Below are 14,166 nucleotides of genomic sequence, written 5' to 3'. Positions count from 1 at the left end.
GATCCATTTCAGAAGTAGCCGATGGCCTTCACGATTATTGTCGACATTTAGCCGATGCCCATCGCCCAACCGGTAGGCGTCAAGGGTATCCTTAGCTATGTCGATCCCGATGGTCTGCTGCATGTTTCGCCTCGCCGCTTCGTCTTGTCATACGGGCCCGAAGCCCCTGTATCCGTTCAAGTCGGTGAAGGTTTTGGAGAGCGGCCACACTCAAGAGCGGTCCTGTGTCGACCAAGAGAATTTCGGCCCGCATTCCCCTGCATGACGGGCAACGACCCTTCGATGCAGCCCCAGCCAAGGAGCCATTCCTTCATAAGACAAGAGAATGCTAGCGCAATCGCTTTGCGGATCTCCATAACGGAACGCTCGGACTTGAGGCAGGACATGGCGCTCAAGAGGATGCGAGACAAGCTCAACCTCGACGATAAACCAATGGGATCTATCGCGCGCTACCATAGCCAAATCAGGCTTATGAATCTGATCCTCATAAAGAAATCTTCCACCGAAGATTACGCATTGGTATTTTGGAAAGAGACACGCGAATGCGCGCAGGGTGATCGCCTCAAACGCCGTCTCTGAAGGCTCGTCCGGATCACATAGAGTAAATATGTGATCTTCCTGACAGGGCGAGATCATAACTTTTCTCATGCCCGACTCCAGGTCACGTTAGCGACACCTTCCAGCTCCTCTTCCTCGCTTTTCAGCCGTGCCATTTCAGGGCCTGTGGCGAGGAGGGTGTACACAGCGGCGCGATCCTTGCCGCTTGCCGGCCGAAGAACACGCCCAAGACGTTGAATGCGTTGCCGGCGGGTAGCCGTACTCGCGGCAATAATGCCAACCTCAGTCTCGGGTACATTAAAACCTTCGTCGAGCGCGCGACACGTGACTAGTGCCTCAATTTCGCCCTTCCGGAAGTTCGACAGCGTCTCAGTTCGCGAACGGCCGCTCAGTCCGGAGTGATAGAGCCCGGACCGAATACCCGCTGTTCTTAGAACCTCGTCGATCACAGTGCACGCCTCCACGTTCTCGTGGAAGATGAGTATCCTGCGCCCGCGATTTTTTGATGCCAGTCGGAGTGCCAATTTTACGCGCGCCGGGCTCGAATTGAGAATTTGAGCGCGCCTGAGATAAAGACGGATCGCCTCTGACGAGTCGGCGCCATATTGAGATATGGCTTTGGCAATCGATCGTGTAAGTTTTTCATAAGCTAGACGAGTATCCTCCTCCAGCTCAAATACGACGTTGTTTAAGTCGAACGGGACAATGACGCCATCTCGCAAGGCATCACCATAGCTGTATTGATAAATCACCTCGCCCAAGGAGGGTATTAAAAGGGTTCTTAGTCCTTCATCGTACGGCCTCTCCGGCGTTGCCGAAAGTCCCATTCGATAGCGAGCGGGCAAAGATAAAATCGAGCTGAATTTGGGGCTCGCCGCTTTGTGGCATTCGTCGATGACGAGCATCATGCTCTGCTCGTCCCAACTTGGCGTTAGCCTAGCGGCTGTGTTCAGGACAGCGATATTGATCGTGCCTTGCACGATTCTGAGGCGCCCAGTTATGATGTTGATATCGTCGAGGGGCACTCCAAAGAAAGCCGCTGCTTCTTCCCACCATTGATCTTGCAATGCGATAGTAGGAACGACCACCAATGTGGTCTCCGGTCGCGTTGCTTGGATAGAGGCGAGGGCAAAGATGGTTTTGCCTCCACCTGTTACGGCGCCGACGATGCCGCGGTGACCGGCAGCCTGCCAAAGACTCAACGCCTCTCGTTGCCACCCGCGCAGGTCCGAGGCAAGCATTCGATCAACCCGACACGGAGGTATTTAAATCTTCGCGTTCAAGTCGAGCTGCAGCGTTGTCGATTCTAAGTTCTTGTACCCGAAGAAGCGCGTCCTTAGCACGTCTCACGCTGTCGGGGTTTATATTGGCCTGCTGTCTGTGAACGCGATATTCCGATATCGCATCGTGGATAAATTGCCTAATGCACTCATCGACAGCTTCCGAGGTTTCGAGCGATTCATAGTACGGATGGAGACGGTTGATGATGATATTTATCGAATTGGGTTCTGCTGCGGCAACAATCGTCACGTATTGGTCATTCTCGCTGCGCTCCTGAAGTGCGATGCGAACTGACAACTGATTTCCGACCACAAATTGCGCAACGTAATCGTCGGGTGCGAGCGCAGATGCTTGACGCTGATTGCTCGCAACGATTGCATCGAGCGGGGGAAGAATTGTATTATTCAGTGCATCGCCCATTTCGGGGCTAGCAAACTCCTGCCCCATATTTTGCACAAGATCTCGTACTTTCTCTCTAGTCCACTGCTGAGTTTTATCTCCGCGCCTTTTCTTTGCATAGTTTCGATAATCTGCCGTAATTTCAGTCAGTTTTTTTTCGAGCTCTGCCTCTTCGTCGCCCTTATAAAGTACCGTGTCCTTCGTATGAGAGACGTCGAAGCCGTCCATATTGAGTACGCCTACGAGACGCTGAGCAACAAGATTGTTCGCGCCCTCTTCATCTACGCCGCTAAAGATAGCGGTAGGCTTCCAAGCGTTTGGGAAGCCTTGAATTTGACGCCCGTTCTGAAACAGGGAAAAACCACCGTATTTTCTGCCGCCGGCCCCCTTACGCAGGACGCCAAACCAACCAGTTATCTGTTTTCCTCCAACAACAAAATCGTCAGGAAGCTCTGTCTTCATCGGACTGCCCTGCGGGTCGGTGTCAAATGAAGCTTCATCCGGAGCATTTATTTCATCGCCATTGTACAAAAGCTTGAGGTTGCCGGAAATAAGGTCGTTCCGATACATAGATCCTAGAAAAAGTCTGATATTCTCCTCGGTCCTCTTTTGGATGTTTCGGTTGAGCTGAGTTATTTCTATTTCAGTGAAGTGAGAATCGGTCGTCGCAGGCCTCATGCTCAGAGGCACCTTCGCATTACGATTTGCGATCGCTTCGACGTCGACGTTAGCCTCCCATTCCTCGTTGCTTCCCCACTCGGAAGTGGTCACCTTCCATTTTTGGCCGATCCAGCACGCTGCGGTCTTCATACCCATGCCGTATTTCGACCGACCTCGACTGTCGGCCGTAGGTTGAGCAACTTTAAGAGCAGCTACTAGATCGTCGTGACTCATGCCGATCGAATTATCACGAATCGTGATTTTTCTCTCCAACCGGTTGTAATTGATCTTGACGACAAGGGGCGTTCCCTCATCTCTCAGAATGTCATCAATAATATTCTCGTAATTTTTTCTCGATTGCGTAGAATTGTCGATAAACTCTGCAAGGGCGTGCCACATGGTGTAGCTCAGCCGACTGTAAGCGATGAGAGCTTGCGGGCCGATGAGCAGGTCAGTCTCAGAATTAACGGTCATAGGAGTTCTTCCTGCATCCCTGAGATTTTTGCGTCTTGCGTCTCATCACTTAGTTGGGCGAAGCGACCGCGTGACCCATCCGCATATTTTCTATCCGCTTCGATACTGATCCAGCGACGGCTCATCTCCTCAGCGACGCTGCCCGTCGTGTTTGATCCGCCAAACGGGTCTAATACTATGTCTTGTTCGTCAGTAAGAAATTGTATGAAAAATGCCGCCAATGAAGACTGCATGCGTGCGGGATGGGACGGCAACCCATTATTTTTGCAGTATGTCCGGTAATTTGCGTCCCATTTTGTTCCTGTGAACTTTAGAAGCGACTCGGGATAATTTTCTCCGGTTAGATCAAGTACGTTCGGTCCTATCGACCCACCATGGTCAACAAGAAAGCCTTTCTCGGAAATTTTGTGTCCGGACGGCCTCCGTCCCGCATTATATGATTGTTCTTTGAGCAGCTTCTTCATGTCTTTGCTGTAAGGATTTAACACTCGTCGATTGTCTGCTTTGGGGAAGGATCCTTTTGACATCCACCAAACGTGCGTGAAGGAGTCTTTTAGCCGTGCACGTTTGACATTTACCCACGCGGCCGGACTCGGTAGCCGCGCAGGGTTGTGGCAGATCACGTGCTGACAAAGATTTAGATTTGCCGCGCGCTTGAATGCCAGGAGAGCTTCGAGAGGCAGGGTCGACATGATCGGCAGCCCCTCTTCCCAAGCGTTTCCTATCTCTATGACAATCGATCCATCGTCACTTAATAGACTTGACAAAGGTTTCGCTAAAGCTTCTAGCCAAGAAATGTAATTCTCTCCAGTTTCGTTTCCATAACGTTTCTTGCGAACGAGAGGAAATGGAGGAGAAGTTATTATTAAATTGACTTTACCTTCCACTGCTTTGAGCTGAGGCGAGCAAAGGGCGTCTTCGATACGAGCGTTGTACATAGATCCAAGGCGCGTATTGTAGACCTCATCGATCGTGGCCGAAGCCTGAATCTGCATTGTTCCGGCTGACTGTGTGGGCATGCTTCGTTCACTTGACCGCGCTTTGAGCTTCCGGGTGCAACGCGTTGGATGAATACAAGGGCGGTGTCTGCATACGGGACAGACCGACATGACATCCCTACTTCGAAACGGAAGCATGTCTTTTTTTCCCCTGTCGTCTCGCGTTCGGTCGAGGCGTCTCATCGTTGCGCAGCCATCGCAGCCCGCAGCAAATTGCGAGTAGCTCGTCGAACTTAGCCTCCCGCGACCGTCGTGGGTTCACAAAGTGCCGCCACCTCCCAGTTTTTCACTGTTTGTGTCTCCGCCAGCGCGTTCGCAAGGACGTTAATCGAGCTGCGCGACAAAGCGCAACTTATGGTAGCCTATGTGGCCCATATGCAACGGCTCATTAGACCCGGCTATTCGCTTGAGTCCTGATGACATGCCTTTCGTGTTTTTACGCCGCGTAAGCGATGGGAGCGGGGATCCAGCGGCGGCTTGGCGGCGCTATGAGCTGCCGCCGGATCGGTTGCACTCAAGTAGTAGTGCCCAGCCCGGTCATCTCGCGTAGAGCTTCGAGGTGCATGGCGCCTATATCCACGGTGGCGACTCGAGCGTCCACGTTCGTGACAGGCTTCCCGTGGCCTCGATCAAGCACCGCTGTCGCGGCTGTGACGCGGGCGGCGGCAGGGGCCCCCTCATCCATTGCCACATTCACGAGAACGCCAAGCATCTCTGCGGTGTAGGCTCGCGCGGCGTCGCGCACTTCCGGTGCGATAGCCGGCCGGCCGCCAGGGTTCGGCGAGGGAGCGCCGCGTCGGAATCGGCCGTTGTTCTCGCGCGTGAGGGCCGGCAGGGGGGCCTCCGCGTCACGAAGTTTGGCCGTGATGTCGCCTGTTGTCAGGCGCGCGCTTGGTAATGTCACAGCCGGCACAGGCGGAACAGGTGTTTTCAAATCGCCGTCAAATTGCGTCCGGCCGCGCCGCCGACGTGATCCCGCAGAGGTCTTATCGATTTCCATTTCTATCCCTATTTCAAAAAAGAGTTGTGTAGGTTGTGTTGCCTGTGACAAGCTTTTAGAATCAATCACTTAACGGGGAGGCTAGCCTGTGCCACACGTGGGATAGCCTGTGCCCCTTGTGCCGCCTCAAGTAGACGCAACCACATCTGAATCACCCCAAACGCTCGCATCACTGACACCCCGTAGGTATGCGGTCGCAAAGGCATTGCGTGCTTCGGTAAGGGTGCCGAGTTTGACGACACGCCGGCGGCTGCTGTCCGCGCCCCTGACCTGAACTGCCGGCCCGAACATCTTGAGCAGATTGCCGAGGGCATTTGTGCTGACTCCGCGCAGGTAGCGGCGCCCGGCGGCCCACCGTTCAAAGCTCTGTGTCAGCGCCTCGCGCGTCGCATAACCCGGCCATTCGCCGTCTCCGCCGCCGAACTCCGCACAGAAGGGCACAGCATCGGCGGCGCTCTGCGGCGTTACCGACCGCGATGCAGGGAGGGCATCCCGAAGCGTCTCGTACAGCCATTGCTGCGGCGCCGGCTGCGATTGGACGATCTGCCCGATGAGACCGGCCGTGGTCGGGGCGCGTCGCACCGCATCCCGGTCCACCGGGATACCCGCGATGTCGCGCAGGAAGGCCCGCATCTCCGGGTGGTTCGGCTTCAACGCCCCGTACAGCTCCCGGAAGTAGGCCGCGTCACCTACTCGCTTGCCGCTGACATCGAGGACGGCCCACCGCCGCGCATCGGTCTCAGCCCGCACCACGTGTTCCTCGTTCGAGGTCATAATGAGCCGATGGAAGCTCGGCACAGCGTAGCTGTCCAATCCCTTCTGCTCGACGGTGATCGTGCTGTCAGTAACGAAAGCCTTCAGCCGGTTGTTGGCTGCCGGATCGCCAGCGAACACAGCCTCATCGGCGATCACGATAAGCGCTTCCCGAAGGTGAGCGTTGAACTTGCCGAGCAGGGCTTCGGGCCGGTCGGCGCTAACGATATGGGCAGAGTGGAAGATGGCGCGCAGAAGATCCGTCAGCGTCGTCTTGCCCGCCCCCTGCGGGCCCTTCAGGATCAGCGCCGTGCCGGGCTTCTCGTGCGGGAATTGAACGGCATGGGCGAGCCAGTTCATGAGCCATGCGTATAGGCTCCTGTCGCCGGCGCACAGGATATCCCGCAGGTACTCTCGAATGGTCGGCCAATCGGACCCGTCAGCCTCAGCAGGAACGGTGACGAAGCCCATCCACGTGTTCAGCGTATCGGCCGGGACAGACAGGCCGTCGCCATGGATGCCCTGCGGGAGCATCTTCACGCCGCCAAGATAGGTCCGACGCCCGCTCCACCCGAACCATACCGGCGCGATCGGCACGCGGCGCCCGTCCGAGCCCGTAATCTTCCGCGGTGCCATCATGTCGAAGAAGGGATGCTTCTGCATCAGAGAGGGCACGGTGCCCGCTTCGCCATAGACGACGACGGCCCCCCCGTTGCCGACCTTGGCATACGCGTGCCGCCTGTTCATCGCCGCGAGCGCGTCCGCATTCTCTGACATGTCAGCGGGAACGACCTTCGGCAGCTTCGGCGCCCGGCCCGTAGCGCCCGGCATATCGTTGTCGTTGGCCGGCGGGACAGCGCTGAAATCAGCCTTGGCGAGGAACCCGCGGTTCTCGGCCCACCCGCGCTCGCTCAGCAGCCGCACGAGCTGCGGCAAGCCGAACTTATCAGGCAGCCCCGGCTCTGACAGCACCGCGTCGACAGCTACAGGGTTCGACGGGCCATCCTCCCACCGGGCGTCGAAATCAAGGATTGCATCCCGTACCTCGTGATCCGGCAGCGCGGAGCATGCGTGGCGCAGGGCCCGGATCAACATCACCCAACGGTTGCGATCAAGGCCGCGATTGGCCGCCTGCTTAAGTCCCCGCAGCAACCAACGGGCCATCTGCTCCGGGAGCACCACGTGCCACGCTTCGCCGTCAAAGCCGGTCCCGGTAGCCATGGGGTTGTCTGCTGAGCGCGCCGCCGGCAGTCCGAGGTTCTCGGCGGCCCAATGCTCAATTTGGCCCACGAATGCCTCGAGCTCCTCAAGCGTTTCTAGGCACCGCCGGGTTGGATCGTATGGCCGAGTGGACATGAGCGATGCCCTGCAAACGGTGCGGCCCTTCGCCTGCTTTGACGCATTCGGCAGATTCATGGTGCCCGGCAAGCGGAGCAATGCAGCGACATGCGCAACGGCAGGGTCACCCCCTAGCGCGAGAGCAACGCGCTTGAGATAAGCACCAATCGTCTCGTGCGGCAGCGCGGGCTCTCCCGTGAACCCCATTCGCGCGGTCAGCCAATGCCATTGCACGCCATTACCGGACTTGACCACAATGTCCGGCCCGAGACCCGCAGAATCCATACCTGCACGCATCCCGGCGACCCGGACATCGCAAGCCTCCGGCGTCTCGCCCACCAATGGATCGAAGTCGACCCACAGGCTGTAGGTCGCATCAATGTTTGCAATTGCCGCCTTGCGCCCCCGAAATATGGGAGAGACCTCACCGGCATGGATGTAGCAGTTGGCTTCAGCGTTAGTCGTCTTCAAATAGTCGAGAAGCTGACATTCTACATGCGGAGAATTGATAAGACCCCGGAACATCTCATTTGGGGGGCCATCCGGCATGATAGAAACGATAGACAACCTCCCCGGGGTGCTCGGCCTACCGAAAAGTGAGCGAAGCGCGGCCAACGCTTCGCTCGCGTCCGGTGCGGCAGTGGCGGGACTCTCGTCCCGCTTCGCCATGTTCACTATTTGTTCTAATGCTGCTTGGTTCATGTCAGCGCTGTCCTATCAGAGTGGGATTGAAGGCGTTGCGGCGATGCGGTTGGCAAGCGGCATCAGATCATCGAAGCTACGGCCGTAGCGCGGCGGCAAGCGGTCCGGCATCGCCAGCGCCGGTGAAAAGACATGAACGGGGGTGTTCGTGCTCCACCCCCCGCCGTGATCCACCACCTCGCACGCGCCAGGCAGAGCGAACGCCTGTAATAGTGGCTGCGCGTCAGCTCGGCCGCCAACGGTATGTGCAAACGCCCTTGCGGCTTCGTCGTATTGCCGCTTGCGTGCGTCGCTCCACCGGATGTGCTCGGGTTTTTCGAGAAGCCAAAACCAATCGGCACGATGGTTGATGTAGTCCATGAGGCAGCAGGTTGGCAGCGCGTCTGCCTGCCAAAAACGAGCCATCTCTGCTCCGAGCACCGATCGATCTTGCCGAAAATCCAAGTCCATATGATCGGTTCGCGGTGAGAACTGAGATTGAACTGAGAATCCGAATACGCCGTGGATCACGTCTCGGGTCAGAGGCCCCGCGTGGCCCCGGGCGACGACCTGCGGGGTAAAGCGAAGATCTTCGGCATCAGCGTAGGCGGCATCTACCGATGCGCGCCGCCCGGCGTCCGCTTCATGTGCGCTGTAGAAAGCCCCGCTACCCAAACCCGGCACCGGGCTATCAGCGTCTCGCGTCGGCAGGCGATAAAATGGTGCATCTCGCTCCCCGCCGTCGAAGATAGCGAGGCCCGTTGAGAGCATTGTGGCGTTGAACATGCTTCCGATTGTGGAATTGGCATGTGGGCCAGTGGAGAGGCGCATGAGTCCTTGAATATCAGCCATGACGAGTGCCCTCCGTGCCTTGAGTGAGAACGCGGCGCAGCTCAGCCATAGGATAGTTGATCCGTCGGCCAATCTTGACAAACCGGAGCTTGCCGGCCCTGCGCAGTTCCCATGTTTTGGTTCTGCCGGTGTTGGTCCGGCGCCGAAACTCCGCCTCCGAAACGAGACGATCGTCTTCTTGGTGAGTTTGCATCTTTTCCTTCCTCCCGGCGTCCCCGGACAATCCGTGTGCGAGCCGGTCAAACAAGGGTATGCCGTGCTCTCTCGTGAGAACGAAGAGAGAACTTCACCAAATTGCTGGTAATCGAGCAGTCGGCAGGGAAACCGCTCACGCCGAGCAGGACCTCAGCGGTTGGCAAGGTCGCCCAACGCACAAGGTGTCCGCAAATTTTCCTATATTTTTCGAAGGCGTGTTTGCTTGACCCCGGGGCGGGGCCCGGGAACTTCTAGCAGCGGCACAGAGCCCCCTCGTGGGATAGACACCGCAGGGGGACCCAACGGGGTGGGGGGGGGGGCGTACGTGCCTTGGGGCCACGGCCACGGCCGCTCCGCCTTCGGTGAGGATGATGGAGCTCAAGGCAGCGGATGGCGCCGCGGATGCGACGTCCCCGCGACTAAACTCAGGCGACTAGCGCCCGCACTTCTGCTGCCTAGGCAAGATGCACACGCCCCGCACGCCAGCGAATTGGCGGACGCCCGTTGCCGCAGAACCAAGCGAGTTTTTTCGGTGGATTAGTCGTCTGCTAGTCGTCAGCGGGGGAGGGTCATGCCCTGCCGCCCGCTAACTCCTTGATATCGATGGTACCACCGCCCCGGCTCGAACGGGGGACCCCCAGATCCACAATCTGGTGCTCTAACCAACTGAGCTACGGCGGCACTGGCGCGGGGTGTATCGTGGGCCGCGGCAGTTTTCAAGGCGATGTGTGCACGGGATTTCGACTCCGTGGATAGCGCCGTCCGGCTCCCCCGCGCCGGGCCGGCAGCGCCCCTGCGGCACGCGCCCGTTTGCAACGGGATCGACCCCGGCTGTAACTGCGACGGCGGGGTCGACGCGTCGGCCCCGCCAGTCGAACCGACCGGAGGCGAAGAGGCGGACCGTGAGCGCGCGACAGCCAGCGGGCGCCGGCGGGGGCAGGGCGCCCGGCGAGGGATCGGCCGATGTCCCGGCCCGATCGGCCGTCCGGCCGAGCCGGCGGACCCGTCGCCGTTGGGCCGGGATCGGCCTCATCCAGGCCCCCGGACGGCTGCGCAGCCTCGTTCGCCGGAGCGAGGGCGGCCTCGTCGCCCTGGCGACCCTGGTGGGCTGCGTCGCCGGCGTGGCGGTCTCCGCCATGACCTGGATCACCCAGACCCTGCGCGAGGGGCTCTACCAGCTGCCCGCGGGGGCGCGCCTCAGCGCCGTCGATGCCGTGTCGCCGGTGCTCCTCCTCGTGGGCCCCTGCCTGGGCGGCGGCGTGCTCGGCCTGTTGATCGTCGCCGCCAACTACGTCCGCGGCCCGCGCAAGCGCCCCGCCATCGACCCGATCGAGGCGAACGCCCTGCATGGCGGCCGGATGTCCCTGCGCGACAGCCTCTACCTCGCACTCCAGAACGTCATCTCGAACGGGTCCGGCGCCTCGGTGGGGCTCGAAGCCGGCTACACACAGATCGCCTCCGGCCTCGCCTCGCGGCTCGGCATCGCCTTCGAGGTGCGGCGCAGCGACCTGCGCACCCTGGTGGGCTGCGGTGCGGCCGGGGCCATCGCGGCCGGCTTCGGCGCGCCGCTCGCCGGCGCCTTCTACGCCTTCGAGCTGATCATCGGCACCTACTCCATCGCCACCCTGACGCCCGTGATCGTCGCGGCCCTGTGCGGCAACCTGATCTCCCGGTCGCTGATCGAGGCCCAGCCGCTCGTCGATCTCGGGGACATGCAGGCGGTCACGACCTCGCACGTCACCAGCCTGGAGATCCTGCCGAGCCTCGCCCTCGGGCTGGTCTGTGCGGGCCTCGGCATCCTGATCATGCGCGGGGTCACCCTGGTCGAGCGCCTCGTCCAGGCCTCGGGCGTCCCGCGGGTGGCGGCGCCCGCCTTCGGGGGGCTGTGCGTCGGCGCGCTGGCGCTGCTGGCGACGCCGCAGGTGCTCTCGGGCGGTCACGGCGCCCTGCACATGCACTTCGCCGCCGAAGGGCAGGGACACGGCATCGCCGCCCTGGCCGGGCTGTTCGCCGCCAAGGCGGTGGCGTCGGCGATCTCGATCGGCTCGGGGTTCCGGGGCGGTCTGTTCTTCGCGTCCCTGTTCCTGGGCGCCATCGCCGGCAAGCTGTTCGCCGCCCTCGCCCCCGTGCTGGTGCCGCCGCTCGCGGATTTCGGCCTCACGCCCCTGGCCTACGCGGTGATCGGCATGAGCGCCCTGGCCGTCGCGATCATCGGCGGCCCGCTGACCATGACGTTCCTGGCGCTGGAGGTCACCGGCAGCCTGCCGATCACCGGCGTCGTGCTGGCGGCGGTGATCGCGTCCTCGCTCACCGTGCGCAAGACCTTCGGCTACTCCTTCGCCACCTGGCGCTTCCACCTGCGCGGCGAGAGCATCCGCAGCCCCCACGATGTCGGCTGGATCCGCTCGCTCACCGTCGGCCGGCTGATGCGCCGCAATCCCGGGACCGTGGCGGTGGATACGCCGCTGCCCACCTTCCTGCGTGCCCATCCCCTCGGCTCGCCCTCCCGGGTGATCGCCGTGGACGGGGGCGGGCGCTATGCCGGCATCGTGAACGTGCCCGAGGCGCACGCGGCGTCCCGGGATTCCGGCGCCGACGCGCAGCCCGTGCTCGCCGACCTGCTCCTCCATGGGGACGATTTCCTCACGCCGGGCATGAACGCCAAGGACGCCGCCGCCGCCTTCGACCGCACGGAGAGCGAGGCACTCGCAGTCGTCGAGAGTGCCGAGAGCCGGAAGGTGCTGGGCCTGCTCACCGAGAGCCACACGCTGAAACGCTACAGCGAGGAACTCGACCGCCAGCGCCGGGCGATGGCGGGCGAAACCGACTGATTGTCAGGCCGGCGTGTTGACCGCACGCCCGGGTGCAACAATCACCCTGACGTCTCCGACCCGGGCTCAGCAAAAGCCCGATCTCCGACATGCGTGGAGGACACATGCCCGGCCAAGAAAAACCCGGCCAAGAAAAACCCGGTCCAGAAAAACCCGGCCACCCGAACAGCCCGCCCCGCCGCTACCGCATCGCCGTCATTCCCGGCGACGGTATCGGCAAGGAGGTGGTGCCGGAGGGCGTGCGCGTGCTGGAGCAGGCGGCCAGGCGTCACGGCTTCTCGCTCCAGCTCGACTGGTTCGATTTCGCGAGCTGCGACTACTACGAGCAGCACGGCCGGATGATGCCGGAGGATTGGAAAGCGCAGATCGAGACCCACGACGCGATCTATTTCGGCGCCGTCGGCATGCCCGAGCGCGTGCCGGACCACATCTCGCTCTGGGGCTCCCTGATCCTGTTCCGTCGGGAATTCGACCAGTACGCCAACCTGCGCCCGGTGCGGCTGATGCCGGGGGTGAAGTGCCCGCTGGCGGACCGCAAGCCGGGCGATATCGACTTCTGGGTGGTCCGCGAGAACACCGAGGGCGAGTACTCGAACGCGGGCGGCCGGATGTTCGCCGGCACCGACCGGGAATTCGCCCTGCAGGAGACGATAATGACCCGTCACGGGACCGATCGGATCCTGAAATTCGCCTTCGAGCTGGCCCAGAAGCGCCCGAAGAAGCACCTGACCTCGGCCACGAAGTCGAACGGCATCTCGATCACCATGCCGTACTGGGACGAGCGGGTGAAGGCGGTGGCCGAGTCCTATCCGGACGTCCGGTGGGACCAGTACCACATCGACATCCTGACCGCGCATTTCGTCCTGAACCCGGACCGGTTCGACGTGGTGGTGGCCTCCAACCTGTTCGGCGACATCCTGTCGGATCTGGGGCCCGCCTGCACGGGCACGATCGGCATCGCGCCGTCGGGCAACATCAACCCGGAGCGGGTGCACCCGTCCGTGTTCGAGCCGGTCCACGGCTCGGCGCCGGACATCGCCGGCCAGGGGATCGCCAACCCGATCGGTCAGATCTGGTCGGGGGCGATGATGCTGGAGCATCTCGGCGAGCACGAAGCCGCCCGGGAGATCGTCAGCGGGATCGAACGGGTACTGTCCGAGCGGACCCTGCGCACCCGCGACCTCGGCGGCAACGCCGACACGCAGGCCTGCGGCAAGGCGGTGGCGCAGGCGCTGGGCTAGGGAGGCGGGTTCGCCCTGCCGCACCCTCATCCTGGGGTGCGGCGGAGCCGCCTCGCAGGCGCCTTCCGGAGATCGCGCGACCTCCGGAAGGCGCCTTCGGGGCCTGCGCTCTGCTCCGGCCCCTCAGGACGAGGTGCGCGGGGCGGAGCGCCGTCGCGAAACGCGCGATCAGCGGGGACGGCGGCGCACGCTCACCACGTTGCTGGCCGGCTCCGCCTTGCCGGACGCCGCCGGCAGGGCATCGAGGACCGCCTTGACGATGGCTTTGGCGTCGAGGCCGGCCTCGGCGTACATCTTCTCGGGGCTGTCGTGGTCCTGGTAGGTGTCCGGCAGCGTCAGCGTCCGCACCCGGACCCCGCCCGCGTCCAGCGCGCCCGTCTCCGACAGCAGGTGCAGCACCATCGCGCCGAACCCGCCCCGCGAGCCCTCCTCGATCGTCAGCAGGACCTCGTGGTCCCGCGCCAGATCCAGGATCAGCGCCTCGTCCAGCGGCTTGGCGAACCGCGCATCCGCCACCGTCACCGCCACGCCCTGCTCGGACAGCGTGTCCGCCGCCTTCGAGGCCTCGGCCAGCCGCGTGCCCAGGCTGAGGATCGCCACCCGCGCCTCCGCGTCCCGGCGCACCACCCGGCCCTTGCCGATCGCCAGGACCTCGCCCCGCTCCGGCAGCTCGACGCCCACGCCCTCGCCGCGCGGGTAGCGCAGGGCGATCGGGCCCGAATCATGCGCGTGGGCGGTGGCCACCATGTGCACCAGCTCGGCCTCGTCGGAGGCCGCCATCACGGTCATGTTCGGCAGGCAGCACAGATACGCCAGGTCGAACGCGCCGGCATGCGTCGCCCCGTCCGCGCCCACCAGACCCGCCCGGTCCAGGCAGAACCGCACCGGCAGGTTCTGCAGCGCCA

General features: G+C 61.8%; 9 protein-coding genes and 1 tRNA gene. 3 read left to right on the top strand and 7 right to left on the bottom strand.

Features of this window, described 5'->3' with window-relative positions:
• The first annotated feature begins 384 nt into the window (after positions 1–384).
• Positions 385–579: a hypothetical protein gene (locus BM396_RS32460; RefSeq protein ID WP_139239593.1), complete on the top strand. Its 195-nt coding sequence runs from the start codon at positions 385–387 to the stop codon at positions 577–579.
• Between the two features lie 65 nt (positions 580–644).
• Here BM396_RS32460 and BM396_RS31125 read toward each other — a convergent pair whose 3' ends face one another.
• The 6 genes from BM396_RS31125 to BM396_RS31100 all read right to left on the bottom strand — a co-directional run bounded on the left by BM396_RS31125 (position 645) and on the right by BM396_RS31100 (position 9,870).
• The gene (locus tag BM396_RS31125; RefSeq protein WP_081948831.1) at positions 645–1,799 is read right to left on the bottom strand and encodes a DEAD/DEAH box helicase; all 1,155 of its coding nucleotides are present in this window, start codon (positions 1,797–1,799) and stop codon (positions 645–647) included.
• Between the two features lie 4 nt (positions 1,800–1,803).
• A complete protein-coding gene (locus BM396_RS31120) occupies positions 1,804–3,372 on the bottom strand; it encodes an ATP-binding protein (protein ID WP_081948829.1) in 1,569 nt (522 codons plus the stop codon).
• Positions 3,369–4,391: a DNA-methyltransferase gene (locus tag BM396_RS31115; RefSeq protein WP_091995302.1), complete on the bottom strand. Its 1,023-nt coding sequence runs from the start codon at positions 4,389–4,391 to the stop codon at positions 3,369–3,371. The genes BM396_RS31120 and BM396_RS31115 overlap by 4 nt, the downstream gene beginning before the upstream one ends.
• Before the next feature lie 1,105 nt (positions 4,392–5,496).
• The gene (locus BM396_RS31105; protein ID WP_244539027.1) at positions 5,497–8,163 is read right to left on the bottom strand and encodes a primase-helicase family protein; all 2,667 of its coding nucleotides are present in this window, start codon (positions 8,161–8,163) and stop codon (positions 5,497–5,499) included.
• Between the two features lie 15 nt (positions 8,164–8,178).
• On the bottom strand, positions 8,179–8,994 hold the full coding sequence (locus BM396_RS32455) for a hypothetical protein (RefSeq protein WP_139239592.1): 816 nt from the start codon (positions 8,992–8,994) through the stop codon (positions 8,179–8,181).
• Positions 8,995–9,793: 799 nt separating this feature from the next.
• A tRNA-His gene (locus BM396_RS31100) sits at positions 9,794–9,870 on the bottom strand.
• 221 nt (positions 9,871–10,091) lie between these two features.
• On the opposite strand from BM396_RS31100, the gene BM396_RS31095 reads away from it, so the two are divergent.
• Positions 10,092–12,020, top strand: coding sequence for a chloride channel protein (locus BM396_RS31095; RefSeq protein ID WP_244539026.1), 1,929 nt, complete (start codon positions 10,092–10,094; stop codon positions 12,018–12,020).
• Positions 12,021–12,124: 104 nt separating this feature from the next.
• Entirely contained in the window at positions 12,125–13,261 is a 1,137-nt protein-coding gene (locus tag BM396_RS31090) for a tartrate dehydrogenase (RefSeq protein WP_244539025.1), read from the top strand.
• A gap of 168 nt (positions 13,262–13,429) precedes the next feature.
• Here the strand turns inward: BM396_RS31090 and BM396_RS31085 are convergent.
• Positions 13,430–14,166 (bottom strand): transketolase C-terminal domain-containing protein (locus tag BM396_RS31085; protein WP_280142423.1); only part of this gene is annotated, 737 nt, incomplete at its 5' end.

The sequence above is a fragment of the Methylobacterium sp. UNCCL125 genome, assembly GCF_900116795.1.
GTDB classification, from domain to species: Bacteria; Pseudomonadota; Alphaproteobacteria; order Rhizobiales; family Beijerinckiaceae; genus Methylobacterium; species Methylobacterium fujisawaense.
Note: the sequence above shows the minus strand (reverse complement) of the source record. Positions and strands in the feature narration are given on the sequence as shown.